The sequence below is a fragment of the Nocardioides taihuensis genome, assembly GCF_042657275.1.
Classification (GTDB): Bacteria; Actinomycetota; Actinomycetes; order Propionibacteriales; family Nocardioidaceae; genus Nocardioides; species Nocardioides taihuensis.
In genome coordinates, this window is record NZ_JBHSKD010000009.1 from 261,604 (window position 1) to 287,991 (window position 26,388).

The window sequence follows — 26,388 nt, forward strand, 5'->3', positions numbered from 1 at the left end:
TCAGGCGAGCACGCTCTCCAGCGACACCGCGTCGATGCCGACGGCCTCGCCGACGGGGGCGTTGGTGAGCTGTCCGGCGTGGGTGTTCAACCCCAGCGCCAACGAGTGGTCGGCGCGGCAGGCGTCCTGCCAGCCCTTGTCGGCCATCGCCACCACGTAGGGCAACGTGGCGTTGGTCAACGCATACGTCGAGGTGTTCGGCACCGCACCGGGCATGTTCGCCACGCAGTAGAACACCGAGCCGTGCACCTCGTAGGTCGGATCCGCGTGCGTGGTCGCATGGGTGTCCTCGAAACACCCACCCTGGTCCACCGCGATGTCGACCAGCACCGACCCCGGCTTCATCCGCGACACCAGCTCATTGGACACCAGCTTCGGCGCCGCCGCACCCGGGATCAGCACCGCACCGATCACCATGTCGGCCTCCATCACCTGCTGCTCGATCGCCAACCGCGACGATGCCAACCCGTGCACCCGGTTGTCATAACGCCAGAACGACATCCGCAGCTTGTCCAGATCGGTGTCCAGCAACGTCACGTCCGCACCCATCCCCAACGCGATGTTCGCCGCGTTCTGCCCCGACACCCCCGCACCGATGATCACCACCTTCGCGTTGGCCACCCCACCCACGCCACCCATCAACACACCACGCCCACCCTGCGCCTTCATCAACGCATGCGCCCCCACCTGCGGCGCCAGACACCCCGCGACCTCCGACATCGGGTACAACAACGGCAACCCACCCGAGGGCAGCTGCACCGTCTCGTAGGCCACCCCCGTCACCTTCTTGGCCAACAGCTCCTGCGTCAGCGGCTTGTCCGCAGCCAGGTGCAGGTAGGTGAACAACGTCAGACCCTCCCGCAACCGGTGATACTCCTCCGCGACCGGCTCCTTGACCTTCAACACCATCTCCGCCGAACCCCACACCTCATCGGCAGACTCCAGGATCTTCGCCCCCGCCGCCACGTACTCCGCGTCCGGGACCTGCGACCCCTCCCCCGCACCCTGCTGCACGAACACCTCGTGCCCACGCGCCACCAGCTCATGGACACCCACCGGCGTGATCGCCACCCGGTACTCATGGTTCTTGACTTCCTTCGGAACGCCGACCTTCATGTTCTTCCTCGTTGCTCGGGTGACGGGGTGACGGGGTGAGGCGCGCGGTGGACACGCGGCGCCACCGACCTCGCGTGGCGTGACGGTACCGCAGGTTGTCGACGAAATCAGTGGCAGGTAGCAACTTCCACACACGATATGCACGCCGTAACGGGCGTGAGCCTGCTGACTTCGTTGTGCCGACTACCTTCCGCGCCCATGCGTCCAGCGTATGGCCCCATGCCCCGCGGGTGTCTTCCGGCCTGGTCGTGACGCGACGACGATCGGACCCCACGACCGAGGAGGACAAGGATGAAGAGCTCACGACGGGCCCGCGTGCGATTCGTCGTGCTGGCCGTGGTGGTGCTGCTGGTCGCCATGACCGGCAGTGCGACGGCCGCGCGACTGATCACGGGAAAGCAGATCAAGGACGGGAGCGTCACCGGGAGGGACGTGCACAACGGGTCGCTCACGGGCGGGGACGTCCGCGACGGCTCGTTGTCCGCCCACGAGTTCGACGGCTCGCTGACCGGAGCCCCGGGACCCGCCGGCCCGCAGGGCCCCGCTGGACCCGCGGGCCCCGCGGGCGCGGACGGGGTCAGTGGCTACGAGTACGTGATCGCCGACGTGGTCATCCCCAGGCTCGGGAGCGCCCACCAGGATGCCGTGTGCCCCCTCGGCAAGCGGGCCGTCGGCGGCGGGATGTCGTCGTCGAGCCCCGTCGTCGTACGACTGCTCGAGTCCGCGCCGCTCAACAGCGGTCTCGGGTGGACGGCGGGCATGGCCAACAGCTCCGGTAGCGCCGTGACGGGCTACGTCTGGGCGGTCTGCGTGGTGGCCCCGTGACGGCCCTCGCCCCGGTGCGGCGCGGTCTCGGAGCCGTCGTCCTCGTCGCCGCCGTCGGGCTGGTCTCCCAGGTCGGCGCGGCGGCGGCAGCCGGCCTGGTCACCGGTCGGGAGATCGAGGACGGGAGCATCGCCCGGGCCGACGTGCGGAACGGCTCGCTCACCGGCGCCGACGTGGCCGACGGCTCTCTCGCTCCGAGGGACGTCGGCGAGGACCTGAGGGGTGAGACCGGGCCCGAGGGGCCGCAGGGGCCGGCCGGCAGCCCGGGCGAGCCGGGTCTCCCCGGCGTCCGGGGGGTCGTCATGGTGAACGCCAGCGGTCTCGTGGCCGCGCCGGGCAGCTACCGGGGAGGGCAGGCCGTGTGCCCCCCCGGGGACGAAGGTCCTCGGCGGGGGCTACCACGCCACCGCCCCGGACGGGACCGTCGAGATCATCCAGACGGCTCCGATGAACGACGGTCGGGGTTGGATCACCAGCTACCGCAACACCGGCTCCGTGGACGTGACCGGCCAGGTCTGGGCGATCTGCGCCCAGGTCGCGTGAGCGCCACCGGGGACGGCGGCACGCTCACCCGAGCAGGCGCCGGGCCAGCTCGACGTGGAAGGCCACCGACAGGGCGAGGTCGTCGACGTGCACCCGCTCGTCGGCGTTGTGGTAGCCGGCATCGAGGACCTCGGCCGGCGTGGACCGGAAGGGGCTGAAGCCGTACGCCGCCGTCCCCCCGGCGAAGCGCAGGAACGACGAGTCGGTGTAGCCGGTGCACAGGATCGGCACCACCTCCAGGCCGGGGTCGAGGTCGGACAGCACGGCGGCAACCGCGGCCGGCAGGGGGCCGTCGGTTGGGGACGCGCTGCCGGGCACCATCGCCTCGGGCAGCTCGAGCTCGTAGCGCAGGTCGACGCCCAGGACCTCGCGGACGGCCGCCAGCACCTCGTCGGGGGTCGCCCCGGGCAGGATCCGGCAGTCGAGCTCGACCCAGGCGCGGGCCGGCATCACGTTGCGCGCGGAGGAGCCGCCGAGCATGGTCGGTGCCATGGTCGTCCCGGCCAGCGGCGGCAGCTCGTGGGCGAAGGACGGGTGGAGAGCGGTCGCAGCCGCCGTCGCCGCGGCCAGGTCGCTGCCGCCGGACGAGCCGTCGACGAGCGCCGCGAGCGTCTCGTCCAGCCAGGGGGAACCGTCGCCCACCGGCAGTCCGCGCCCGATCCGGCGCAGCACCTCGCCGAGGTGCACCACCGCGTTGTCCCCGATGGTGGGCGTGGAGGCGTGGCCCGCCTCGCCGACGGCGGAGACCCGCACCGGCTGGGTGCCCTTCTCCCCCACCGACAGCAGCGACACCACGCGACCGTCGGCCAGCGGCAGCCGGTGCCCCCCGCCCTCGTTGATCGCGAGGTCGGGACGGATGTCGGGCCGCGCCTCGAGCAGCCAGCGCATGCCGACGTCGGCGGCGCCGTCCTCCTCGTCCGCGACCATCAGCAGCCACAGGTCGCCGGCCGGACGGAAGCCCGACCGGGCCAGCTCCGCCACGGCGACGCAGCGGGCGGCGACCTCGTTCTTCATGTCGACCGCGCCGCGCCCGAAGAGCCAGCCGTCCTCGACGACCGCCTCGAAGGGTGGGTGGGTCCAGTCGCGCGCGTCGGCGGGCACGACGTCGAGGTGGCCGAGGTACGCCAGCGAGGAGGCGTCACCCGCACCCGGCCAGCGCACGACGAGGTTGGCACGGGCGGGGTCACGCGCCACGAGCTCGGCGTCGAGTCCCGCCTCGCGCAGGTAGTCGCGCAGGTACGCCGCGGCCTCGGTCTCGTTGCCGTTGGTCGTGTCGATCCGGATCAGGTCGCGTGCGACCCGGAGCACCTCCTCGGCCAGGCACTCGCTGTCTCCACTGCTCACGGCGCGCAGGCTACCCCCGCGGTGACCTTCGCCTCTGGCCCGGCGTCCGGGCCCGTGGTCCGCTGACAGCCAGCGCGTGGAGCTCCTGCCCCGCCCGCACGCCCACTGCGAAGGGGACGGCCGTGTGCTTCTCCCCTGAGGTGGACGTCGTCGCCGGGCTCGCGATCGGCGCGGTCGGGATCGACGCGGTGCGGCACGTCCGTCGCCCGGCCGAGCGCCTGCTGGCGGCGGTGCCGCTGGTCTTCGCCGTCCACCAGCTCGTCGAGGCGTTCGTCTGGTGGGGGCTGCAGGGAAAGGTCCCGTCGGAGGTCGGACGCGTCGCGGAGTGGCTCTACCTCGTGATCGCCTTCGGCGTGCTGCCGGTCCTGGTCCCGCTGGCCGTGGCGGCACTCGAACCGGTGACGCACCGGCGGCGGATGCAGGCATTCGTGGTCCTCGGCGTCGTCGTCGCCACGGTGCTGATGTACGCCCTGATGCGCGGCCCCTACACGGCCGCGATCGAGGGCCACCACATCGACTACCGGGTCGACCTGTGGCACGGCGGGGCACTCGTGGTCCTCTACGTGGTCGCCACCTGCGGGTCGCTGCTGGCCTCCGAGCACCGCCATGTGCGCGCGTGGGGCGCGGTCAACCTCGTCGTCGTCCTGCTCCTGGCCTGGCTGAACCGGTCGGGGTTCATCTCCCTGTGGTGCGTGTGGGCGGCGATCACCAGCGTCGCGATCGCCTGGCACCTGCGTCACGCGTCCCGCGAGCCCGACGTGGAGGCCGTGGCCCTGCGAGGCTGACCCGGAGGGCGTCGGCCCTGCCTCGTCACGAGCCGTCCGGGGCGCGCTCGACGACCCGTGCGAGCTCGGTGCGCGAGGAGACGTCGAGCTTGCGGAAGACGTTGCGCAGGTGGCTCTCGACCGTCTTGGTGGAGAGGAAGATCCGCTCGGCGATCTCGGGATTGGTCAGGCGCTGGACGACGAGGTCCGCGATCTCACGCTCCCGGGCGGTGAGGGAGTCCAGCCCGTCCGAGCCGGCGCCCCGCGCCGTACGGCGGTGCGGCCGCCTGCCGAGCCGGCCGAGCTCTCGCTCGGCCTCGTCGCGGAAGCGGTGGGCTCCGCACCCGTCCAGCGACGCGGCGGCCGCCCCCAGCAGCTCGGCGGCACGCTCGGTCTGGCCGGCCACCGCCAGCGCTCGTCCGGCCAGGATGCGGCACCGGGCGGCGTCGACACGAGCAGAGACGGAGTCGGCCCACTCCGCCGCGGTCAGTGCCTCCTCGGCGGCGCGCGTGTGGTCGCCGCGCGCCACCAGGCAGGCTGCGGTGGCACGGTGGGCCATCGAGCGGGCGTACGGCAGGCCGACCACCTCGGCCCAGTCCCGGGCCCCTGCGGCGCTGGCCTCGGCCTCGTCGACGGCGCCCAGGGCGAGGTGGCACCTGACGGCGAGCTCCAACAGGTGGTTGCGCCAGCCTCCCGGGAGGTTGGGCAGGTCGGGGCCACCACAGGTCCGGTAGAGCGTCGTGAGCGCGGCGGCGGGGTGGCCGCCCTCGCACTCGGCGACGGCCACCACCGCACCGGCCCAGGTCGAGATGACGCTGTCGTCCTGGCGCTCCGCCAGCTCCAAGCTCTCGAGGCCGTTGGTCAACGCCTCGTCGATGCGGCCCGCCATCGCCTGGGCGAAGGCGAGGTTGAAGAGGGCCCAGGCGATCGTCTCCGGGTGCCGCCCTGCTCGGGTGGACTCGACGGAGGCGTCGAAGTGACGGATCGACTCGTCCAGGCGGCCGAGCACCCACAGGGCGGTCCCGTACGAGGGACTGAGCGTCGGCGCGGTCCAGGCGCGGCCGGTGGCACGGCTGATCGCGAGGCCGCGAGCGCCGTGCTCCACGCAGGCCTCGTACCGGTCGAGGTAGAGCTCCGCGCCCGTGATGCCGCCCAGGACGTCGAGCCGCCTGGACAGGTCGTGCTCGCTGAGGGTCGGCAGCACTGCCAGGGCCGCCTCGAGATGGGCCTCCGCCACCTCGGTCCGGCCCGCGAGGGCGTGGGCCAGCGCGGAGCCCGCGTTCGCCGCGGCGGCGAGCACGGGCAACCCCAGCCGCTCCGCCTCGGCCACGGCCCGGCGGGTCCACCGGCGGATCCCGTCGTGGTCACGGGTGAAGAACGCGTCGACGACCATCGCGATCATCAGCGAGACCGCGTCCTCGCCCTGCGTGCCCAGGGACTCCAGGGCGCTGACCAGGCGACGGTGCGCGTCGGCATACCGTCCCAGGCCCTGCTCGATCGCCACACATGCCAGCGTGAGGTCCACGCGCGTGGTGTCGTCCTCGGCGAGCGCCAGTGCCTCGAGCGCCGCGGCGTGCGCCTCCTCGGGCCGGCCCAGGGCCGTGAACAGGACCGGCAGGGGGCTCACCAGCTCGAGCCGCTGCCCGGCGTCCGCCGTGCTTGGCAGCATCCTGCTGGCCGTCTGCAGCCAGCGCACCGCGCTGTCCGGAGCCCGGGCCGCTGCCTGACGGGCGGCGGTGGTGAGCACCGCGATCGCCTCGAGGTCGCCGGGACGGGCGGCGTGCTCGACGTGGACGGCCAGCTCCGACGCCGCGGCCCCACGAGCGGCCAGTGCGGCCGCACACTGCTCGTGCAGGGCGAGCCGCTGACCCGGCGGCAGCGAGTCGTAGATCGCCTGCCGTACGAGTGGGTGCCGGAAGGCGAACTGGCGGGGCACCTCGCTCGCCTGGATGATGCCGCGCTCGGCGAGCTGGTCGATGGCCCGGTAGCCCGACTCGTCGGTCACCCCGGCGGCGGCGATCGCGACGTCGAGGTCGAACGGGTCACCGACCACGGCGGCGGCCTCGGCAAAGGTCCTCGCAGAGCCGGACCGGTCGAGCTCCGCCGTCACCGCCCGGGCGATCGTCGGCGGGAGCCCGGCTCCAGCCGCCCGCGCCGGCGTGCCGGTGCGCGCCAGCGCGAGCAGGAAGAACGGGTTGCCGCCCGTGGCGCGGTGGAGCTCCTGGGCCTCCCGGACGTCGTCGGTGCCCACGAGGCGTGCTGCCTCGGCCGGGTCGAGCGGCTGGATCTCGACACACCGGGCCCGACCGTCGTACGTCGCGCGGGCGACGTCGGCGGCGAGCTCGGCGTCGACCTGGAGAGGTCGGTAGGAGCCGACGAGCAGCACCCTGCCCGGCGGCGGCCTGCGCATCAGGAAGGCGAACAGCTCCAGCGAGGAGCGGTCGGCCCAGTGCAGGTCGTCGAGGACGAGCGCCAGCGGCCGGTCGCGCGAGAGGAGGTCGAGGAGAGCGCGGGTGGCGACGTAGCCGCCCACCCGCTCGTCGGGTCCCGGCGCGGCGTGGCTCCCCAGGTCGGCCACGCTCCCGAGCGCCGGGAAGATCACGGCGAGCTCGGCCAGCATCTCGCTGCCCAGCTCGCTCAGCGTGTCGCTCCCGACCGTGCGCAGGTGGTCGTCGAGCGCGTCGACGAACAGGCCCAGGGGCAGGGCCTCGAACTCCGAGGCACGCCCGGTGAGCACCCTGCCCCCGAGCTCCTCGAACCGGTCGCGGAGCACGCCGACGAGGAAGGTCTTGCCGATGCCGGGCTCCCCGACGACCAGGGCCGCGGTGCTGCTCCCGGCGAGGGCTTCGTGCGCGGCGCGGACGAGGGTGCTCAGCTCGGCGTCACGGCCGACCAGGTCCCCTCGAGCCACCTCTCCCCTCCTTGCTCGCGGTCAGCATAGGGCGACCGGAGCCCGCGGTTAAGGGGCCGACTTCAGGGTGCCGGTCAGGGTGTCCGCCCGATGTCGTGGACGCGACGCACGCCCAACCTGAGGCCGTGCCCCGGTTCCTGCTCTGCCACCGCCACACGCCCGAGGAGTGCGGCGCGGCGGTCGTGTCCTGGCGCGGGTTCGACAGCCCCCTGCGGGGTCGGCCGGCGACCGCCTCGTGCCAGTACGGCGGACACCACGTCTGGTGGGACACCGAGGCACCCGACCGGGAGGCCGCCCTGGCGCTCCTCCCCCAGTACGTCGCCCAGCGCACGGAGGTCGTGCGCGTGACCGACCTGGACATCCCGTGACACCCCCGATGAGAGGAACCCAGATGACTCGGATCTTCGACCGCCGGACGCTCGTCTTCGCGGTCTGCGTACTGGCCCTGGTGGTGGCCATGTCGTCCACCGCGTGGGCGCTGGGCAGGAACAGCGTCAACTCCCGGGCGATCAAGAACGGCGCCGTCAAGACGGTCGACCTGGCCACGGATGCCGTCACCTCGGCCAAGGTCAGGGACGGCAGCGTGGACGGCGCCGACCTCGCCGACGGCGGCGTGCAACCCGAGGACCTGTCGCAGTCCGCGGTGGGCGCCAGCCAGCTCGGCGAGATCATCACCGTCTCCACCACGTCGTCGTCGGTCGGCGACGCCGACGGCACCACCAACGGTGGCGACCACGGAACGGTGTGGACCCAGGCGAATTGCCCCGGCGAGACGCGTGCGATCTCCGGCGGGGCCGAGTGGGTCGAGCCCACGTCGGGCTCGGTGGACACCAAGGACCTCTACCTCCACACGTCCAAGCCGGTCGCCGACGGCTGGTACGCGCGCGGCATCGTCGACATCGGCGCCCAGGGGATGGTGAAGCTGCGGGTGTACGTCTCCTGCCTGCTTCCCGGCGGCATCCAGAACTGACGGGGACAGGAGTCGTCGTGGCGCGTGCGGACGCAACCCGCGTGGGGCGACTGCTGGCGACCTCGCTCGTGGCGCGGCTCCCGCAGGCGATGCTCGGCATCGCGCTGCTGGTCCACGGGGAGGCGGTGGGGGGCTCGCTCGCGGCCGGGGGGCTGGCTGCGGGCGGGTTCGCCCTCGGGGTCGGGCTCGGCGGGCCCTGGTGGGGGCGGCGCGCCGACCGTCTCGGCGCCGCACGGACCCTCCTCGCGTCCGCCTCCCTCCAGGCCACGGCACTGCTCCTCACGGCGCTGCTGCCCGTCGGCTCGCCGGTGTGGATCCTCGTGGCGTGCGGGGTCGCAGCCGGGCTGGCGACACCCCCGCTCGGCCCCTGCCTTAGGGCGGTCCTCCCCCGGCTGCTCCGGGACCCGCGCGTGCTCCAGCGGGCGTACGGCGCCGAGGCGTCCGCCCTCGAGCTGACCTTCATCGCCGGGCCCGCCATCGCGCTGGGCCTGGCCGCCGCCACGTCCACGGCGGTCGTCCTGGTGATGTGCGCGCTGGTGCTGGCCTCGGCGACGGCGGCGTACGTCGCCCAGTCCGTCGTCCGGCCGGGTGACCTGCCGGTCCTCCGACAGCAACCGGCCCCGAGCGGCTGGGCCGCGCTGAGGAGCGGCCTGCGCAACCGGCGGCTGCTGGCGATGACGTCGGTGATGGGCCTGGTCGGCGTCTCGTTCGGAGCGACGGAGGTCGGGGTGATCGCGGCCTCCGCTGACGGCAGCGGCTCGCACGGCGCGGCCGGCCTCCTGCTCGCCCTCTGGGGTGGGGGCTCGCTGGTGGCGGGGGCGGTCTTCACCTGGCGGTCGCCGAGGGCCTCGCTCCGCCTGCTGTCCGGCCTGCTGTGCACCTTCGCCCTGGGCCACCTGGCCCTGGCACCGGCAGCGGCCGACGTCCGGCTGCTCGCGGTCGGGCTGGTCCTCGCGGGTGCGGCCATCGCTCCGACGTTCGCCACCGTGCACGCGCTCGCGGGCCGGGCTGTCCGCGAGGCACGGGCGACCGAGGCCTTCAGCTGGGTCGCGACCGCCACGAGCATCGGCAGCGCGGTCGGTGCGGCGCTCGGCGGCGTGCTGAGCCAGGCCCACGCGACCCTGGCGCTCACCCTGGCCGGTGCCGCCGGGCTCGGCACGATCGCGGTGCTGCGGCTCGGCCGGGACCGGGACGAGCTCGACGTCGTCGTGCGCGTCCACGAGGGCGACACGGTCCCGCTCCCCAGCGCCGTCCCCGCGTAGGGTGAGCCCACCCATGGACCCCGAACGCCGTTTGCTGCTCGCCGTCGACGCCCCGTCGCTGCTGCACCGCAACCACCACGCCCGCGCCGAGTCCGGGCTGCTCGACCGGGGCGGGCGGCCCGCCTGGGCGCTGCACGGCATGCTGCGCCAGATCCTCGAGGCGATCGACCAGTTCGCGCCCGACGCGGTGCTCTTCGGGTTCGACGACCGCACGTCGTCGGTGCGCGAGGACGTCTACCCGGCGTACAAGGCCGGGCGCGCGGAGAAGGACGCCGCGCTGATCGACCAGCTCGAGCGGGGCGCCGCCCTGCTCGAGGCGCTCGGGCTGCGCACGGTCACGCCGGCCGGTCTCGAGGCCGACGACGTCAGCGCGTCGGCCGCCGGCTGGGCCGAGGAGCGCGGCTGGGACTGCGTGATCATCACCTCCGACCGCGACGCCTTCGCCCACATCAGCGACCGGACCCGCGTGCTGCGACTGATCACGGGCGGCATCGGCGGGTCGCCGCTGCTCAACCCCGCGCGGCTGCGGGCGATGTACGGCATCGCCGCCGAGCACTACCTCGAGTACGCCGCGCTGCGCGGCGACGCCAGCGACAACCTGCCGGGCGTGCCTGGCATCGGCGAGAAGACCGCACCCGTGCTGCTCGCGCAGATGGGCTCGATGCAGGCCGTGTGGGCCGACATCGACCACTGCGCCGGAGCCACGCTGGTGGCGACGCTCGACTCCTACTGCGAGGAGGAGGGCCTGCGCCGGATCGGCGCCGGCCTGCTCAAGCGGCTCACCGACCCCGGCGCGCGCGAGCGCTTCGACTTCAACGTCTCGATCATGTCCGGGCGCACGGTCGACCTCGGGCTGACGCCCGAGGTCCCCGGCACCCCGGGCCTGCTCCCGCTCGACCCCGACCGGGTCGCCCGCGTCGTCGGCCACCTCGACGTCCCCGCGACCACGCAGCTGGCGCTGCGGGTGCTGACCGAGCCGCCGGCGTCCGCCGCGGCGGCCGGCTGACCCACCCGGAAGGAACCACGCCATGACCGACCAGCCCACCGCGCCGCCGGACGCCGACCGGCTCACCGTGCTGTTTATGCCCGAGTCGGCGCACGGACCGACCAACCAGTGCATCGGGCTGGGCAAGGTCCTGCTCGACCGCGGTCACCGCGTGGTGTTCGCGGCCGAGCGCTCGTGGGAGGGCCAGCTGGCGCCCCTCGGGTTCGTGGAGGCGCTGGTCGACCTCGCGGCACCCGACCCCGACGCCGGGGACGAGGCCGCCGGCCAGTTCTGGATCGACTTCATCAACGAGACCGCTCCGGAGTTCCGCAAGCCGACGGTCGAGCAGCTCGGGGCGTTCATCCAGCCGACCTACCGGGCGCTCATCGACGGGGCGCAGTACTGCGAGCCGCAGCTGCGGCAGATCATCGCCGAGCACCGCCCCGACGTGGTCGTCGAGGACAACGTCGTCTCGTTCCCGGCGCTGGTGACGTCCGGCGCGCCGTACGTCCGCATCGTCAGCTGCAACCCGCTCGAGGTCCGCGGCCCCGACGTCCCGCCTGTCTTCTCCGGCTACCCGGCGGGCGACCGCAGCGGGTGGGACGCCTTCCTCGCCGAGTTCGACCGCACCCACGCCGACACGTGGGCGTCCTTCAACGCCTGGGTGCAGGCGCAGGGCGCTCCCCCGCTTCCCGCCCGCGACTTCGTGCACACCTCGCCGGTGGCGAACCTCTACGTCTACCCGGAGGAGCTCGACTACGTCGCCGCCCGACCGCTCGACGCGACGTGGCACCGGATGGACTCCAGCGTGCGGGAGCTCGACGAGGACTGCTCGCTGCCGGAGCGGTTCCGCGACCGCCCGGCCGACTCCGCGCTGATCTACCTCTCGCTGGGCTCGCTCGGCGGCGCCGACATCTCCCTGCTGCAGCGGCTCGTCGACCTGCTCGCCACGACGCGGCACCGGGTCATCGTCAGCATGGGACCGCGCGCCGACGAGATCAGGCTGGCCGACAACATGGACGGGGCGGCGATCGTGCCGCAGACCAGGATCATCCCGCAGGTCGACCTGGTGATCACCCACGGCGGGAACAACACGACCACGGAGGCCCTGCACTTCGGCAAGCCGATGGTCGTGCTGCCCCTCTTCTGGGACCAGTACGACAACGCCCAGCGGGTGCACGAGACGGGCTACGGCCGGCGGCTCTCGACCTACGGCTTCGCCGACCACGAGCTGCTCGACGCGGTCGAGGACCTGCTCGGCGACGCCGACCTGCGCGGGCGCGCGGCCCGCACCGGCGAGGCGATCCGGGCCCGCGACGGCCTGCGTCGCGGCGCCCTCGTCATCGAGCAGGTGGGCCTCGACCACCGCGCCGGCCGGGGCTGACCGCTCGGTGGTCGCCGACTTCCCCGTGCACGTCGACGAGGTCGACGGCGCGTGGCGAGCGCACCCGGTGGGCAGCTCGCCACACCGCGACCTGCTCGACGTCCTCGCCGGCGAGCGGGAGGCACCGGCCGGCTTCCGGGTCACCGGCGGCGAGCCGCTCACGGTCGGGGACGGGGAACGTCGCGTGGAGGCCGACCAGACCAACGCGTCGTGGATCCTCGGCGACGCGGTGGTCGTCAAGTGGGACACCGGGCCGCTCCAGGGTCCGCACCCTGCTCCGGAGCGCCTGCGCCTGCTGGCCGCCGCCGGGTTCCCCGCGACGCCGCGGCTGCGGGGTCTGGCGGAGTGGGAGACCCCGCAGGGCCACTGGGTGCCCGTCGTCACCGTGACCGACTTCCTGCCGGGCACCACCGACGGGTGGACGTGGTGCGTCGAGGAGGCCCGGCTGGCGCTCGGCCTCCGGGAGGGGCGGGCCACGCCGTTCGCCGAGGCGCTCGGGCGGCTCACCGGCGCCCTGCACCTCGCCCTCGCCGACGGACCCGACGGCCCCGTGGCCGACCACGGCGACCTCCACGTCGGCCAGGTGCTGCGCACGGCGGAGGGCGAGATGTTCGTGATCGACTTCGACGGCAACCCCACGCTCTCCCCCGAGGAGCGCGTCCTGCACCGCCCCGCGGCGTACGACGTGGCCGGGATGCTGCTGTCGCTCGAGAACGTCGGGCACGTCGTGCGCCGCTACGACCCGCAGGTCGCGGACGACGACGTCCTCGCCTGGACCCGTGAGGTGCAGACGTCGTTCGTCGGCGGCTACCGCGACCTCGCCGCACCCCTGCTCGACGAGTCGATGCTGGAGCCGCTCGTGCTCGACCAGATCCAGCGCGAGCTGGCCTACGCCGAGGCGCACCTGCCGCGGTGGCGCTACGTGCCCGAGGCCGCGCTGCGACGGAGGGGACTCGCATGAACCCGGAGCTGTTCCTCGCCGACCTGCACGACAAGCCCGCACGGCTCCGGGAGCTGTCGCTCGCGGACGCCTGGGGGTTCGTGTCCGCACCCATGCGGGTGCTCCTGCTGGGGATGGGGTCCTCCCACTACGCCAACCTGGTGGTGGCCGCGCGCCTCCGGGCCGGTGGGGTGGACGCCGTGGCCGAGCTCGCCAGCAGCGACCTGCTGCCCGCGGTGGCTCCCGGCACCCTGGTGGTGGCGGTCTCGGCGTCCGCGTCGTCGGCGGAGACCCTCGACGCCGTCGACCGCCTGGGCGTCCCCGTCGTGGCCCTCGCCAACCGCCCGGGTCCGCTCACCGAGCGGGCGGAGCGCACGGTCTGGATGCACGCCGGGGAGGAGCGCGGTGGCGTGGCCTGCCGCTCCTTCCAGCACACCCTGGCGCTGCTGCTCGCGCGGGAGTCGCGACTCACGGGGGCACCCCTGCCCCCGGTGCAGCAGGCCGCGGAGGCCACCGAGGACCTGCTCGCCCGCGCCGCGGAGTGGCGCCCGCGGCTGGCCGAGCTGCTGCTCGGCCCCGACGGGACGCACGTGGTCGCGCCGGCGCGGCGCATCTCCTCGGCGTACCAGTCCGCCCTGATGCTGCGGGAGGGACCGCGCCTGCCGGCGGTCGGCTGCGAGACCGGCGACTGGAGCCACGTCGACGTCTACCTGACCCGGACCACCGACTACCGGATGCTGCTGCTCGGCGGCTCGCGCTGGGAGGCCCAGCTGCTCGACTGGACGGGCCGGCGGGGCTCGACCGTGGTCGCGGTCGGGGCCGACGTCCCCGACGCGACGTCGACGCTGCGCTACCCGCACGACGGCGTCGACGACGTACGCCTGCTCACGGAGACGCTCGTCGCCGAGCTGCTCGCGGCGCACGCCTGGCTCGCCGCCCCCTAGGCCCCGCCGCCGAACCGTCAGTTGTCGCGGGTCGAACCGTCAGTTGTCGCGCCGGCGCGCGGAACGCGGGGCCGGGGAGGCGGGGCTTCCGCGCTCCTTCTCACGCGGGTCGCGCCGGATGCCGAAGAGCGTGAAGAGCAGCGCGAGGACGGCGGTGACGCAGAGGAGCAGGAGGCCGGTGGTGTAGCTGTGGTCGGCCTCGTCGTAGGTCGCGCCCATGACCAGCGGCGGGAAGAAGCCGCCGAGGCCACCGGCCGCGCCGACGATGCCGGCGACGCTGCCGACCCGGTCCTTGGGCGCGCGGGCGGCGACCCAGGCGAAGACTCCACCGGTGCCGAGGCCGAGGAAGGCCGCCATGGCGACGAAGGAGAGGCCGGCCGCCAGCTCCGGCGCGGGCTGGAGGGAGACCACGATCGCCATGGCCGCCGCGCCGGCGAAGGCCGTGGCCGCCACCGCGCGCGGCCCGATCCGGTCGGAGAGGACGCCGCCGATCGGCCGAGCTATGACGGCGGCGATCGCGAAGCCGGCCGTCCGGGTGCCCGCCTGGGTCAGGTCGAAGTCGTAGACGTCCTTGAGGTAGGTCGGCAGGTAGGTCGAGAAGGCGACGAAGCCGCCGAAGGCCACGGCGTAGAGGAAGGACATCTGCCAGGTGACCGGCAGCTTGAGGGCGGCCGCCAGCTTGGGCACGACCCGGTCGGTGTTGGGCGACCACGCGGGCGAGTCCTCCATCGTCGTCCAGACGAGGAACGCCACGGCCACCAGCGCCGCGGCGATGATCACGTGGGTCGCGTTGTAGCCGAACCACTCCACGAAGCGGGGCGTGAAGAAGGACGACAGGGCGGTGCCGCCCATGCCGGCGCCGAAGACGCCGGTGGCGAACCCGCGCCGGTCGGCCTCGTACCACGCGTTGACGAAGGGGATGCCGACCGCGAACGTCGTCCCGGCGATGCCCAGGAAGAAGCCGAAGAGCAGCATCAGGCCGTAGGAGTCGCGGTCACCGGCGAGCGCGACGAGCAGCACGAACGGTGCCGAAGCCAGCATCAGCACCGTGAACATCACGCGTCCGCCGAAGCGGTCGGTGAGGGCGCCGGCGACGATCCGGCCGAGCGAGCCGACGAGCACGGGGGTCGCCACGAGCAGGGACTTCTGCGCGGACGTCAGCCCCATCGCCTCGGTGTAGCGCACCCCGAGCGGCCCGATCATGTTCCAGGCCCAGAAGCTGATCGCGAAGGCGGCCGTCGCGAGCGCGAGGTTGCGGGTCTGTCCCCGCTTCAGGTCGGGCGCGGTCTCGGCACCGGTCATCGGGTCCTCCTGTCGCGGTCGGGTGTCCCGACGGGGCTCCAGCCCGCGCGCGGCCGGCCGGTCGGCGCCGGGATCCGGGCGTCGCGACTGCGGTAGACGATGTAGGGACGGAACAAGTAGTGCACCGGTGCGGTGAACGCGTGCACGAGCCGGGTGAACGGCCACACGGCGAACAGCAGCATGCCGACCAGCACGTGCACGTGGAACTGGACCGGCGCTGCTGCCATGGCCTCGACGTCGGGGTCGAGCCGCCAGACCGACCGGAACCACGGCGACACGGTCTCGCGGTAGTTGTGGGCGTCGCTGCCGGCGCCGACCGCCACCAGCGTGGTCCACAGGCCCAGGACGATCGCGCCGACCAGCAGCACGTACATCAGCTTGTCGTTGACGGTGGTCGCCATGAAGACCGGCCCCGAGGTTCGCCGCCGGACGACCAGGATCACGATCCCGGCGAGCGTGCACACGCCGGCGATGCCGCCGAGGAGCAGGGCGTTGACGTGGTAGAGGTCCTCGGAGATGCCGACCTTCTCGGTCCAGTTCTCGGGGACGACGAGGCCGCCGACGTGGCCGATGAAGACCACCAGGATGCCGAAGTGGAACAACGGGGAGCCGATCCGCAGCAGCCGTGACTCGTAGAGCTGGGAGGAGCGGGTGGTCCACCCGAACTTGTCGTACCGGTAGCGCCACACCGTCCCGAGCACGAGCGTCGCGATCACCAGGTAGGGCAGCACCCCCCACAGCAGCACGTCCATCAGCGCACCCCTCCGCCCCGGCCGGCCATCGGCAGCAGCCGGGGGTCGTACGGCTCAAGGCCCACGGACTCCGAGGGCGGCCCGTCGACCATCGCCTGCACGGCCGCGCGATCGGCCGGCGAGGCCCCGGGCAGGGTCGCGCACACGGCGGCGACCACGTCGGCGTACGGCGAGCGGTCCTCGACCAGCCCGATGCGGAGCAGCTCGAGACTGGCGCGGTAGGCGCGGAGCAGCTCCTCCCCCGCGACCGGGTCGGCGACCGCGGCGAACTCGAGCACCATCGGCAGGTAGTCGGGCAGCTCGCCGGAGGTGTCGACGCGGAAGCCGCTCTCGCGGTAGGTCGCCTTGAACCGCGCCAGCACCTCGCCCCGGCGGCGGGTGTCGCCGTCGGTCCAGTAGGACAGGTAGAGCGCGTGGCGCCGGGACAGGTCGAAGACGTCGACGTACTCCCGCTCGAGCCGGGCGAGCGGGGTCTGTCCGAGGTGGTCGAGGAACGCGTCCAGGGTCGTCACCCGCTGCTCCGTGAGCGCGGCACGGATCGTCGGCAGCTGGTCGAGGAGGCGGTCGTCGGGGTAGGCCAGCAGGTACGACGCGGCCTGCCGCACCACCCGCGCCCTCATCGGTCGACCCCCGGCCGCGGCGGGAACAGCCCGGGCGGTGAGCCGTTGCCGTCCCAGTTGAGCAGGTTGACCCGGCCCCGGAGGTCCTCCGAGCCGGCGGGCTCGTCGCTCGTCTGTCGCTGCTTGAGGGCGTGGAAGGTCTCGACGGCGACGGGCACGGGACGCCCGCTGGCCTCGCCGTACGGCGCGGAGCCGTACATCCCGGGTCCCTCGTCGAAGTCGAGGGAGCAGCCGAGCTCCTCGAGGTCGTGTGCCTGCTCCACGTGCGCCTTCGGGATCACGTAGCGCTCGTCGTACTTGGCGATCGCCATCAGCCGGTACATCTCGTACACCGACTCCTCGGTCATGCCCACCGAGGCGGGGATCGACGCGTCGGGCTCGCGGCCGAGGTTCACGCCGCGCATGTAGGCGCGCATGGCGGCCAGCTTGCGGAGCACCCCCTCGACGACCTCGGTGTCGCCGGCCGTGAAGAGCTCGGCGAGGTACTCGACCGGGATCCGCAGCGACTCGATCGCCCCGAAGAGCACGTCACGGTCCTCGGCGTCGTGGCCCTGCTCCGACAGCAGGTCGACGACCGGCGAGAGCGGCGGGACGTACCAGACCATCGGCATGGTCCGGTACTCCGGGTGGAGCGGCAGCGCGACGCGGTACTTCTTCGCCAGCGCGTAGACCGGTGAACGCCGGGCGTGGTCGAGCCAGTCCTCGGGGATGCCCTGCTCACGCGCCGCGGCGAGGACCTCGGGGTCCTCGGGGTCGAGCAGGAGGTCCATCTGCGCCTCGTAGAGGTCGCGCTCGTCCGGCACCGACGCGGCCGCCGTGACCGCGTCGGCGTCGTACAGGAAGAGGCCGAGGTAGCGCAGCCGACCGACGCACGTCTCCGCGCAGACGGTCGGGATCCCGACCTCCACGCGCGGGTAGCAGAACGTGCACTTCTCGGCCTTGCCCGACTTGTGGTTGAAGTAGATCTTCTTGTACGGGCAGCCCGTGATGCACTGCCGCCAGCCCCGGCAGCGGTCCTGGTCGACGAGCACGATGCCGTCCTCGGTGCGCTTGTAGATCGCGCCGGAGGGACAGCTGGCCATGCAGGAAGGGTTCAGGCAGTGCTCGCAGATCCGCGGCAGGTAGAACATGAAGGTCTGCTCGAGCTCGAACTTGATCCGGTCCTCGGACTCGCGACGGATCTTCTGCACCACCGGGTCGAGGTGACCGAGCTCGGAGGTGCCGCCGAGGTTGTCGTCCCAGTTGGCCGACCAGGTGATCTTGGTGTCCTCGCCGGTGATGAGCGACTTGGGTCTGGCGACCGGGAAGTCGTCGCCGAGCGGCGCGTCCACGAGCGTCCGGTAGTCGTAGGTCCAGGGCTCGTAGTAGTCGGCGAGCTCCGGCTGCACAGGGCTGGCGAAGATCGACAGCAGCCGCCGGAGCCGCCCACCGGTCTTGAGCTGGAGGCGGCCGCGCCGGTTGAGCTCCCAGCCGCCGCGCCACTTCTCCTGGTCCTCGTGGCGCCGCGGGTACCCCTGGCCCGGCCGGGTCTCGACGTTGTTGAACCACACGTACTCCGTGCCGGCCCGGTTGGTCCACGCCTGCTTGCAGGTCACCGAGCAGGTGTGGCACCCGATGCACTTGTCGAGGTTCATCACCATGCCCATCTGGGCCATGACGCGCATCAGTCCACCCCCCTCATCAGTACTGCACCTCTTGGGAGCGCCGGCGGATCGTGGAGACCATGTCCCGCTGGTTGCCGGTCGGGCCGAGGTAGTTGAACGTGTAGGAGAGCTGGGCGTAGGCGCCGATCAGGTGCGTGGGCTTGACGAGCAGCCGGGTCACCGAGTTGTGGATGCCGCCACGACGCCCCGTCGCCTCGGACTTCGGCACGTCGATCGTGCGCTCCTGCGCGTGGTGCACGTAGACGACCCCGCTGGGCATCCGGTGGCTCACGATCGCGCGTGCCACCAGCACGCCGTTGGCGTTCGTGCACTCGACCCAGTCGTTGTCGCGGACGTCGATCGCACCGGCGTCCTGCGGGCTCATCCAGACCGTGGGGCCTCCGCGGCTCAGCGACAGCATGAACAGGTTGTCCTGGTACTCGGAGTGGATCGACCACTTCGAGTGCGGCGTCAGGTAGCGCACGGTGATCTGCAGCTGCCCGTCCGGGCCGAGAGCGGGTTCGCCGAAGAGGCGCTGCATGTCGAGCGGTGGTCGGTAGATCGGCAGCGCCTCGCCCAGGTCGGTCATCCAGTCGTGGTCGAGGTAGAAGTGCATCCGCCCGGTCAGCGTGTGGAACGGCTTCAGCCGCTCGATGTTGACGGTGAACGGCGCGTAGCGGCGCCCGCCGGTCTCGGAACCCGACCACTCCGGAGACGTGATGACGGCGACCGGGGCAGCCTGGGTGTCGGCGAAGCTGATCCGCTTCTCCTCCGAGCCCTCGGCCAGGTCGTGCAGCGTGCGGCCCACGCGCTGCTCGAGGGTGCGGAACCCCTGCACGGCGAGCGCGCCGTTCGTCGTCCCGGAGAAGCGCAGGATCGCCTCGGCCATGCGCTGATCGGTGTCGATCGCAGGTCGTCCGGCGCCGGCGCCGTGCGACATCACGCCGTTGGACCGGGCGAGCGCGGCGACCTGCTCCTCGAGCCGGTAGGTGACGTTCTTGACCGTGAAGCCCAGGGTGTCGGCCAGGGGCCCGACCGACGCGAGCTTGTCGGCGATCGCCGTGTAGTCGCGCTCGACCACCGAGAACACCGGCGTGTTCACGCCGGGCACCGCGTCCACGTCGGGCTGCTTCCAGTCGCGCACCACGCCGCCGGGCTGCATCGTCTCGCCGGGGGTGTCGTGCTGGAGGGGTACGGCGACCAGGTCGCGGCGCGTGCCGAGGTGGTCCTCGGCCAGCTCGGAGAGCCGCTGGGCGATCGCGTGGAAGGCCTCGAAGTCGGTGCGTGCCTCCCAGGGCGGGTCGATGGCCGGGCTGAACGCGTGGACGAAGGGATGCATGTCGGTCGACGACAGGTCGTGCTTCTCGTACCAGGTGGCGGCTGGCAGCACGACGTCGGAGAGAAGGGTCGTCGACGTCATCCGGAAGTCGGCCGACACCAGCAGGTCGAGCTTCCCCTCGGGCGCCTCGTCGTGCCACGCGACGTCGGTCGGGCGCGGGGCGTCCGGGTCCTCGGTGCCGAGCACGTTGGAGTGGGTGCCCAGCAGGTTGCGCAGGAAGTACTCGTTCCCCTTGGCCGAGGAGCCGAACAGGTTCGACCGCCACAGCACCAGGGTCCGCGGCCACGACTCCGGAGCGTCGATGTCAGAGATCGCCGCCTGCAGGTCGCCGCGCTCCAGCGCGTCCGCGACGTACGCCGCCGGGCTCGGCGCCGTGCCGTCCTCGACAGCGGCGACGGCGGTCTCGGCGACGTCGAGCGGGTTGGCGGAGAACTGCGGGTAGAACGGCATCCAGCCCAGCCGCGCCGACTGCGCGATGGTGTCGGCGGTGTGCATGTCCTTGAGGTGGCCCCGGGCGAGCGGTGAGCTCAGCGAGTCCGCGGAGTAGCCGTCGGTGCGCCACTGGCCGGTGTGCATGTACCAGAACGACGTGCCGGTCATCGTCCGCGGCGGCCGGCTCCAGTCGAGCGCGTTGGCCAGCGAGATCCACCCGGTGATCGGGCGGCACTTCTCCTGCCCGACGTAGTGGGCCCAGCCCCCGCCGTTGCGACCCATCGAGCCGGTCAGGATCAGCAGGGAGAGGATCGCGCGGTAGGTGGCGTCGCCGTGGAACCACTGGCAGATGCCCGCTCCCATGATGATCATCGAGCGGCCGCCGGACTCCTCGGCGTTGCGGGCGAACTCGCGCGCGACCCGGATGCACTGCTCGGCGGGCACGCTGGTGCGCTCGGCCTGCCACGCCGGGGTGTACGGCGTCTCGGCGTCGTCGTAGCCGGTCGGCCACTCGCCGGGCAGGCCGTCGCGCGCTACGCCGTACTGGGCCAGCATCAGGTCGAACACGGTGGTGACCAGGTGGTCACCGACCCGTCGGGCCGGCACACCGCGGCGCAGCACCGAGCCGGACCCGTCGGCCTCGACGAACGCCGGCAGCAGGACCTCGACGGCCTCGCTGCCCTCGCCGCCCAGCGTCAGCGCCGGGGCCACGCCCTCGAGGTCGAGGTTCCACCGGCCCACGCCGCTCTCGGCGTAGCGGAAGCCCATCGAGCCGTTGGGGACGACCGGTTGACCGGTCGCTCCGTCGAGCAGCACCGTCTTCCAGGCGTCCTCGGGCGCGGCGTCGCCGAGGTCGGCGGCCGTGAGGAACTTGCCGGGAACCAGCCCGGCTCGCCCGCCGGCACCGTCGTGCTCCTCGAGCCGGACGAGGAACGGGAGGTCGGTGTACTGCTGCACGTAGTCGACGAAGAACGGCGTGCGCCGGTCGACGAAGAATTCCTTGAGCAGCACGTGCCCCATGGCCATCGCGAGCGCCGCGTCGGTGCCGGCCTGCGCAGGCATCCACTCGTCGGCGAACTTGGTGTTGTCGGCGTAGTCGGGGCTGACCGTGACCACCTTGGTGCCGCGGTAGCGGACCTCCGCCATCCAGTGGGCGTCGGGGGTGCGGGTGACCGGGACGTTGGAGCCCCACATCATCAGGTAGCTCGCGTCCCACCAGTCGCCCGACTCGGGCACGTCGGTCTGGTCGCCGAAGACCTGGGGGCTGGCGACGGGCAGGTCGGCGTACCAGTCGTAGAACGAGGTCATCACGCCGCCGATGAGCTGGATGAAGCGGGTGCCGACGCAGTGGGAGACCATCGACATCGCCGGGATCGGCGAGAACCCCGTGCAGCGGTCGGGACCGTGGGTCTTGATGGTGTGCACGTGTGCGGCCGCGACCATGTCGACGGCGTCGCGCCAGCTGACCCGCACCAGCCCGCCCTTGCCGCGCGCCTGCTGGTAGCGGCGCCGCTTCCCGGGGTCTCCGACGATCTCGGCCCACGCCAGGACCGGGTCGCCGAGCCGGTCGCGCGCCTCGCGGAACATCTCGACCAGCACCCCCCGGGCGTACGGGTACCGGACCCGGGTCGGCGAGTAGGTGTACCAGGAGAACGCCGCCCCCCGCGGGCAGCCGCGGGGCTCGTACTCCGGCCGGTCGGGACCGACCGACGGGTAGTCGGTCTCCTGGCTCTCCCAGGTGATGATGCCGTCCTTGACGTAGACCTTCCACGAGCAGGAGCCCGTGCAGTTCACGCCGTGCGTCGAGCGCACCACCTTGTCGTGGCTCCAGCGGTCGCGGTAGAAGACGTCACCGGAGCGGCCCCCCTCGCGGAAGACCGCGCGACCGTCGTCGGTCTCCTCCCACCGCGTGAAGAAGCGTCCGACCCGCAGCAGCGCCTCGCTGACGGAACCGTCCAGACCTGCCCGAGTGGTGTCGGTCACGCGTGCCAACCTAGGGAAGCCGGGACCGGGTGACAAGGATCCCGCGCGCGTCGGGTCCTTCTCCCCTGCTCGACCACGATCCGTCGTGCTGTGCTGGAGGTGATCGGCACCGGGAGGTCACCATGTCCACGACCGAGATCGTCATCGTCGTCGTGATCGCCCTCGTGGTGCTCGGCCTCCTGGCTCTCTCGATCCGGGTCGTCAAGCAGTACGAGAAGGGCGTCGTCTTCCGTCTCGGCCGGCTGCACGGTGTGCGCGAGCCGGGGCTCCGGATCATCATCCCCGTGGTCGACGTGATGCGCCGGGTCTCGCTGCGCACCGTGACGATGCCGATCCAGTCGCAGGGCATCATCACCCGCGACAACGTGAGCATCGACGTCGCCGGCGTCGCGTACTTCCACGTGGTCGACGCCGTGCGTTCGGTGGTCGCGATCGAGGACGTCGACGCCGCGATCAACCAGATCGCGCAGACCACGCTGCGCAACGTGGTCGGTCAGCACACCCTCGACCAGACGCTGTCGGAGACCGACAGGATCAACGCCAACATCCGCGAGATCCTCGACCGGACGACGACCGAGTGGGGCCTGCTCGTGACCCTGGTCGAGCTCAAGGACATCCAGCTCCCCGACACCATGAAGCGGGCGATGGCCCGCCAGGCCGAGGCCGAGCGCGAGAAGCGGGCCAAGATCATCGCCGCCGAGGGTGAGCACGCGGCCGCGGCGGAGCTGGGCGAGGCGTCCGACGTGATGATGGCCCACCCCCTGGCGCTGCAGCTGCGCAACCTGCAGAGCCTGATCGAGATCGGCGTGGACAAGAACACGACCGTGGTCTTCCCGGCGCCGCTGATGAGCACCGTCTCCGACCTCGGCATCTTCCTGCGTCGTGAGTCCGAGGCAGCCGAGGCCGCGAGCGCTCCGGAGCCGCACCAGGCGACGCCACTCGCCCGGGCCAGCGGCGTCTGATCCGAGCTGCGTGACCTCCGCCTCTGGACAGGGTGCTGCGCCCGGAGTCAGATGGAGGTGGAGAAGGCGTGCGATGAAGCGGACGTTGCTGCGACTCACCTGCGGCCTCGTGGCCGCGGCGCCGCTCCTCGTGGTGGGGGCGGCTCCGGCGTCGGTGCCGACCACGGCGGCGACCCCGCCCGCGCCCGCGTACGTCTTCACCGACCTCGGTGTCCTCGGCGGGCTCGACAGCCGCGGCCACGCGCTCGGCTCGTCGGGGTACGCCGCCGGCCTGGCCGACACCTCGCCCGGCAGCTGGATCTTCGGCTTCCACGCGTTCCGCTGGGAGCCCGTGCGACCCGGCGCCACCACCGGCACCATCGTCGACCTCGGCGCCCTCCACCGGAGGGATCTGAGCGCGGCCACCGCCGTCAACGCCTCCGGCGTGACGGTCGGGGTGTCGCTGCCTCCCACGGGCGGCAGCACCGCCTTCGTGTACGACGGGACCCTGCGGGCGCTCCCCGGCCTCGGCGGCCGGCTGAGCAGCGCCGCGGACGTCAACGACCGCGGACAGGTCGTCGGCGAGGCACGCCGGGCGAACGGCCGCGACCACGCCGTCCTGTGGCAGCCGCCCCGCGGCGCCGGTCAGGCCTTCGAGGTCGTCGACCTCGGCCGCCCGGCAGGTCGGTTCGCCACCTCGGCGACGGCGGTCAACGAGCGCGGCCTGGTCGTCGGGGCCGTGGCGGACCGCGACGGGTACGCCGTGGCCGCCGTCTGGACGCCCGACCGCCCGCACGGCAGCACGGGCACCTGGCTCGAGCTGCCCGTGGTGCCGGGCGCCACCGGCTCGGTCGCCGAGGACGTCAACCGCTCCGGTGTCGTCGTCGGCCAGGCCGACCCCCGCCGCGGCGACCGCGGGTGGCTGTGGGACGGCCGGATGCACCTGCTCCCACCGCTGCCGGGCGGTGACGCGACGTACGCCTACGGAGTCAACGACGCCGGGGTCACCGCCGGCTGCTCCAACGTCGCCGACTTCAGCGCCCGCGCCGTGCTGTGGCGGGACGGGCAGGCAATCGACCTGAACGACCTGATGCCGGCGTGGGCGGTGGAGGCCGGTTACGTGCTGCGCGAGGCGCACGAGATCAACGACCACGGCCAGGTCGTCGGGGTGGCCAGCATCGGCGACCACGCCCACGCCTTCCTGCTGACGCCCGCCGAGAACTGGTCTTGACCGGGCGTTTGGACGCCCGGTCGGCGGGACATCCCCAGATCGTGGTCACGATCATCGCGATCGACGGCCGCTCAGGGCCGTCGGAGGAGCGCAGGATCCTCGGCAGGGTCGACACCGACACACCGGTCGGGCAGGGCGACGAGCTCACGCTGCCCGGGGGCAGCAGGGTCGTCGTCATGGACGTCGTCGACCGCATCGACGGTCCCCGGTGGACACAGGTCGTCGCGGTCGTGGACAACTGGATCGACGACGGCTGAGGCTCCCCCGCCCGGCCGCGGCGTCGGTCAGCCGACGCCGTTTAGTTCGTCGACCACCGCGAAGAGATCGCCGCGGTCGTAGTAGTCGACGGCCACGAAGTTGGGCAGCTGCCCCCGCTCCTCCTCGCACTGCTCGAGCCTCGGCAGCAGCACGTCGCGGGCGTTGACCACCTCGGAGTTCTGCGGCACGTGCTTCCAGTCGTCGATCCAGTGGTTGACGAGGAACAGCGGCGCGCCCCGGCGCCCGCGGTTGGGTTCGCAGGTGAAGTCCCCGGGGCTCTCGAAGAGGAAGGGCGTGTCCTGGACGACGTCGAAGCCCTGGATCAGCCACGGCCAGCGCGCGCCTCCCCCGTGGTGCTCCATCAGGACGACCAGCCGGGTGCCCGCGTCGACCATCTCCCCCAGCGTGGGCCACGAGCCGTCGGCAGGGGGCGTCCAGACGTACGGCAGCAGGCCCGCCTCCTCGATCACACGGGCGGTGTCGGCCGGTGTGACCTCGTCCTGCACGAACAGGGTGACGACCTCGCGGGGGTGCTCGTCGAGCCACTGCCGCGTGTCGCGCAGGCTGTCGAGCCAGAGCGTCGAGCCGAGCTCGCACATGGCGTGGCAGAGGTACGGCGCCACCTCGCCGTGCGGCGCCAGCCCCACCGCACGCCGCAGCCGGAGCGCTGCGTCGACGGGACGGTCGCCGAACTCCGCCCGGGCCTGGGCCGACGACTCGGCGCGGAGGGTGTCGGCCGTGGCGACGATGCCGCGCCGGTCGGTGGGCTGGCCGTACCAGCTGTCGATCAGCAGCACCCGGACACCGGCGTCGAGCTGGGCGATGATCCCGTCGGGCTGCTCGGGCGCGAACCAGCCGAGCTCGCTCGCCGCGGACATGGAGTTGTGGGTCGCCGGGAAGACCACCTCGTCGTAGGCCCGGTCGCAGAGCTCGACGTACCCGTTGCAGGCCGATCCGTCGGCCCCCGACCCGCCTCCGCACCCGGCGAGCACCGACCCCACCAGCAGGAGCACCAGCCGCGCGCGCGTCACGCGCCCAAGGATGTCGTCCGGACAGCGGCTGGGCAACGGCCGGTCGGCGCCCGTGTCGCGAGCCTCACGTGGCGCGCGGGACCTCTGCCTCTCGGCGGCGGCGACGCCCGGGAGAAGAGTCGGACGCAGGAACCTGACGACTGGAGGTCCCCCATGTCCACCCCGAGCACCCCACCGGCACCGACGGCCTACCCCGCGCGTCTCGCCGTCGACTACACCGCGGAGCACGACCGGCTGAAGACCTTCTTCCGGGTCTTCCTGGTCATCCCCGTCGCCGTCGTGTACGGCGCACTCACCGCCGGCGCGACGCGGACGGTCTACGAGCAGGGCGGCGACGTGGTGCAGACGACGAGCGGCGGCATCGTCACCGGCCTGTTCACGGCGACGCTCCTGATGATCCTGTTCCGCCAGCGCTACCCGCGGTGGTGGTTCGACTTCGCACTCGAGCTCGCGCGGTTCGCGGCCCGGATCTGCGCCTTCCTCGTGCTGCTCACCGACGAGTACCCCTCGACGGTCGAGGAGCAGCAGGTGCACCTCGATCTCGACTACCCGGACGCCGAACGTGACCTGAACCGCTGGCTGCCCCTGGTGAAGTGGCTGCTGGTGGTCCCTCACGTGATCGTCCTGTTCTTCCTGACCATCGGCGCCTTCTTCGCGGTCGTCCTCGCCTGGTTCGCGATCCTGTTCACCGGGCGCTACCCGCAGGGCCTCTTCGACTTCGTCGTCGGCGTCGGGCGGTGGTGGCTGCGCGTCCAGGCCTACGCGTGGCTGCTGGTCACCGACCGCTACCCGCCGTTCTCGCTCGACTGAGCCGGCCGTCCGCGCTGCTCCGCCGATGAATCCGCCCGGGGGGCGGGAGTCGGTCACG

The 26,388-nt window shown here is 72.7% G+C and carries 22 protein-coding genes; 13 read left to right on the top strand and 9 right to left on the bottom strand.

From position 1 onward, the window contains the following. Positions 1-1,116, bottom strand: coding sequence for an alanine dehydrogenase (ald, locus tag ACFPGP_RS10700; RefSeq protein ID WP_378589918.1), 1,116 nt, complete (start codon positions 1,114-1,116; stop codon positions 1-3). 291 nt (positions 1,117-1,407) lie between these two features. Between ald and ACFPGP_RS10705 the strand changes: the two genes are divergently transcribed. Continuing rightward, positions 1,408-1,941 carry a hypothetical protein gene (locus ACFPGP_RS10705; RefSeq protein WP_378589920.1) on the top strand — a complete coding sequence of 178 codons (534 nt, stop codon included), beginning with the start codon at positions 1,408-1,410 and terminating at the stop codon, positions 1,939-1,941. A gap of 567 nt (positions 1,942-2,508) precedes the next feature. On the opposite strand, the gene ACFPGP_RS10710 is transcribed toward ACFPGP_RS10705, so the two are convergent. After that, positions 2,509-3,828 carry a M20/M25/M40 family metallo-hydrolase gene (locus ACFPGP_RS10710; RefSeq protein WP_378589921.1) on the bottom strand — a complete coding sequence of 440 codons (1,320 nt, stop codon included), beginning with the start codon at positions 3,826-3,828 and terminating at the stop codon, positions 2,509-2,511. 122 nt (positions 3,829-3,950) lie between these two features. On the opposite strand from ACFPGP_RS10710, the gene ACFPGP_RS10715 reads away from it, so the two are divergent. Beyond that, entirely contained in the window at positions 3,951-4,613 is a 663-nt protein-coding gene (locus tag ACFPGP_RS10715; RefSeq protein WP_378589922.1) for a DUF6629 family protein, read from the top strand. Between the two features lie 25 nt (positions 4,614-4,638). Here ACFPGP_RS10715 and ACFPGP_RS10720 read toward each other — a convergent pair whose 3' ends face one another. Continuing rightward, complete coding sequence (locus tag ACFPGP_RS10720; RefSeq protein ID WP_378589923.1) at positions 4,639-7,503, bottom strand: helix-turn-helix transcriptional regulator; 2,865 nt, start codon at positions 7,501-7,503, stop codon at positions 4,639-4,641. Positions 7,504-7,628: 125 nt separating this feature from the next. On the opposite strand from ACFPGP_RS10720, the gene ACFPGP_RS10725 reads away from it, so the two are divergent. From ACFPGP_RS10725 to ACFPGP_RS10755, 7 genes are read left to right on the top strand one after another with little or no spacing between them, the layout of a single operon-like run. Next, positions 7,629-7,871, top strand: coding sequence for a hypothetical protein (locus ACFPGP_RS10725; RefSeq protein WP_378589924.1), 243 nt, complete (start codon positions 7,629-7,631; stop codon positions 7,869-7,871). Between the two features lie 23 nt (positions 7,872-7,894). Further along, entirely contained in the window at positions 7,895-8,473 is a 579-nt protein-coding gene (locus ACFPGP_RS10730) for a hypothetical protein (RefSeq protein ID WP_378589925.1), read from the top strand. Positions 8,474-8,490: 17 nt separating this feature from the next. Continuing rightward, complete coding sequence (locus ACFPGP_RS10735; protein WP_378589926.1) at positions 8,491-9,735, top strand: MFS transporter; 1,245 nt, start codon at positions 8,491-8,493, stop codon at positions 9,733-9,735. A 13-nt stretch (positions 9,736-9,748) separates the two neighbouring features. Continuing rightward, positions 9,749-10,741 (top strand): 5'-3' exonuclease, encoded by a 993-nt coding sequence (locus ACFPGP_RS10740; protein WP_378589928.1) that lies wholly within the window; start codon positions 9,749-9,751, stop codon positions 10,739-10,741. A 22-nt stretch (positions 10,742-10,763) separates the two neighbouring features. Further along, a complete protein-coding gene (locus ACFPGP_RS10745) occupies positions 10,764-12,104 on the top strand; it encodes a nucleotide disphospho-sugar-binding domain-containing protein (protein WP_378589929.1) in 1,341 nt (446 codons plus the stop codon). A gap of 7 nt (positions 12,105-12,111) precedes the next feature. After that, on the top strand, positions 12,112-13,065 hold the full coding sequence (locus ACFPGP_RS10750; protein ID WP_378589930.1) for a hypothetical protein: 954 nt from the start codon (positions 12,112-12,114) through the stop codon (positions 13,063-13,065). Beyond that, positions 13,062-13,988 (top strand): SIS domain-containing protein, encoded by a 927-nt coding sequence (locus ACFPGP_RS10755; protein WP_378589932.1) that lies wholly within the window; start codon positions 13,062-13,064, stop codon positions 13,986-13,988. The genes ACFPGP_RS10750 and ACFPGP_RS10755 overlap by 4 nt, the downstream gene beginning before the upstream one ends. 39 nt (positions 13,989-14,027) lie before the next feature. On the opposite strand, the gene ACFPGP_RS10760 is transcribed toward ACFPGP_RS10755, so the two are convergent. The 5 genes from ACFPGP_RS10760 to ACFPGP_RS10780 are packed head-to-tail and all read right to left on the bottom strand — an operon-like array spanning position 14,028 to position 22,059. Then, positions 14,028-15,290 (bottom strand): MFS transporter, encoded by a 1,263-nt coding sequence (locus ACFPGP_RS10760; RefSeq protein ID WP_378589933.1) that lies wholly within the window; start codon positions 15,288-15,290, stop codon positions 14,028-14,030. After that, entirely contained in the window at positions 15,287-16,042 is a 756-nt protein-coding gene (narI, locus tag ACFPGP_RS10765) for a respiratory nitrate reductase subunit gamma (protein WP_378589934.1), read from the bottom strand. Before narI ends, ACFPGP_RS10760 begins: the two co-directional genes overlap by 4 nt. Continuing rightward, a complete protein-coding gene (gene narJ, locus ACFPGP_RS10770; protein ID WP_378589936.1) occupies positions 16,042-16,662 on the bottom strand; it encodes a nitrate reductase molybdenum cofactor assembly chaperone in 621 nt (206 codons plus the stop codon). The genes narI and narJ overlap by 1 nt, the downstream gene beginning before the upstream one ends. Beyond that, a complete protein-coding gene (gene narH, locus ACFPGP_RS10775; protein ID WP_378589938.1) occupies positions 16,659-18,326 on the bottom strand; it encodes a nitrate reductase subunit beta in 1,668 nt (555 codons plus the stop codon). Before narH ends, narJ begins: the two co-directional genes overlap by 4 nt. Before the next feature lie 16 nt (positions 18,327-18,342). Then, a complete protein-coding gene (locus ACFPGP_RS10780) occupies positions 18,343-22,059 on the bottom strand; it encodes a nitrate reductase subunit alpha (RefSeq protein WP_378589939.1) in 3,717 nt (1,238 codons plus the stop codon). A gap of 122 nt (positions 22,060-22,181) precedes the next feature. Between ACFPGP_RS10780 and ACFPGP_RS10785 the strand changes: the two genes are divergently transcribed. The 3 genes from ACFPGP_RS10785 to ACFPGP_RS10795 all read left to right on the top strand — a co-directional run bounded on the left by ACFPGP_RS10785 (position 22,182) and on the right by ACFPGP_RS10795 (position 24,488). Then, positions 22,182-23,021: a slipin family protein gene (locus ACFPGP_RS10785; protein ID WP_378589941.1), complete on the top strand. Its 840-nt coding sequence runs from the start codon at positions 22,182-22,184 to the stop codon at positions 23,019-23,021. 73 nt (positions 23,022-23,094) lie between these two features. Next, entirely contained in the window at positions 23,095-24,231 is a 1,137-nt protein-coding gene (locus ACFPGP_RS10790; protein ID WP_378589943.1) for a DUF3466 family protein, read from the top strand. Further along, positions 24,228-24,488 (top strand): hypothetical protein, encoded by a 261-nt coding sequence (locus ACFPGP_RS10795; protein ID WP_378589944.1) that lies wholly within the window; start codon positions 24,228-24,230, stop codon positions 24,486-24,488. Before ACFPGP_RS10790 ends, ACFPGP_RS10795 begins: the two co-directional genes overlap by 4 nt. A 27-nt stretch (positions 24,489-24,515) precedes the next feature. On the opposite strand, the gene ACFPGP_RS10800 is transcribed toward ACFPGP_RS10795, so the two are convergent. Further along, positions 24,516-25,520: a PI-PLC domain-containing protein gene (locus ACFPGP_RS10800; RefSeq protein ID WP_378589945.1), complete on the bottom strand. Its 1,005-nt coding sequence runs from the start codon at positions 25,518-25,520 to the stop codon at positions 24,516-24,518. Positions 25,521-25,673: 153 nt separating this feature from the next. On the opposite strand from ACFPGP_RS10800, the gene ACFPGP_RS10805 reads away from it, so the two are divergent. Next, on the top strand, positions 25,674-26,330 hold the full coding sequence (locus tag ACFPGP_RS10805) for a DUF4389 domain-containing protein (RefSeq protein WP_378589946.1): 657 nt from the start codon (positions 25,674-25,676) through the stop codon (positions 26,328-26,330). Positions 26,331-26,388: the final 58 nt, after the last annotated feature.

Excerpts from the sequence above, each read along its gene's own strand:
- ACFPGP_RS10805 (WP_378589946.1), top strand. The coding sequence starts at position 25,674 with ATGTCCACCCCGAGCACCCCACCGGCACCGACGGCCTACCCCGCGCGT.
- ACFPGP_RS10760 (WP_378589933.1), bottom strand. The coding sequence starts at position 15,290 with ATGACCGGTGCCGAGACCGCGCCCGACCTGAAGCGGGGACAGACCCGC.
- narI (WP_378589934.1), bottom strand. The coding sequence starts at position 16,042 with ATGGACGTGCTGCTGTGGGGGGTGCTGCCCTACCTGGTGATCGCGACG.
- ACFPGP_RS10745 (WP_378589929.1), top strand. The coding sequence starts at position 10,764 with ATGACCGACCAGCCCACCGCGCCGCCGGACGCCGACCGGCTCACCGTG.
- ACFPGP_RS10785 (WP_378589941.1), top strand. The coding sequence starts at position 22,182 with ATGTCCACGACCGAGATCGTCATCGTCGTCGTGATCGCCCTCGTGGTG.
- ACFPGP_RS10755 (WP_378589932.1), top strand. The coding sequence starts at position 13,062 with ATGAACCCGGAGCTGTTCCTCGCCGACCTGCACGACAAGCCCGCACGG.
- ald (WP_378589918.1), bottom strand. The coding sequence starts at position 1,116 with ATGAAGGTCGGCGTTCCGAAGGAAGTCAAGAACCATGAGTACCGGGTG.
- ACFPGP_RS10740 (WP_378589928.1), top strand. The coding sequence starts at position 9,749 with ATGGACCCCGAACGCCGTTTGCTGCTCGCCGTCGACGCCCCGTCGCTG.
- ACFPGP_RS10730 (WP_378589925.1), top strand. The coding sequence starts at position 7,895 with ATGACTCGGATCTTCGACCGCCGGACGCTCGTCTTCGCGGTCTGCGTA.
- narJ (WP_378589936.1), bottom strand. The coding sequence starts at position 16,662 with ATGAGGGCGCGGGTGGTGCGGCAGGCCGCGTCGTACCTGCTGGCCTAC.
- ACFPGP_RS10705 (WP_378589920.1), top strand. The coding sequence starts at position 1,408 with ATGAAGAGCTCACGACGGGCCCGCGTGCGATTCGTCGTGCTGGCCGTG.
- narH (WP_378589938.1), bottom strand. The coding sequence starts at position 18,326 with ATGCGCGTCATGGCCCAGATGGGCATGGTGATGAACCTCGACAAGTGC.
- ACFPGP_RS10790 (WP_378589943.1), top strand. The coding sequence starts at position 23,095 with ATGAAGCGGACGTTGCTGCGACTCACCTGCGGCCTCGTGGCCGCGGCG.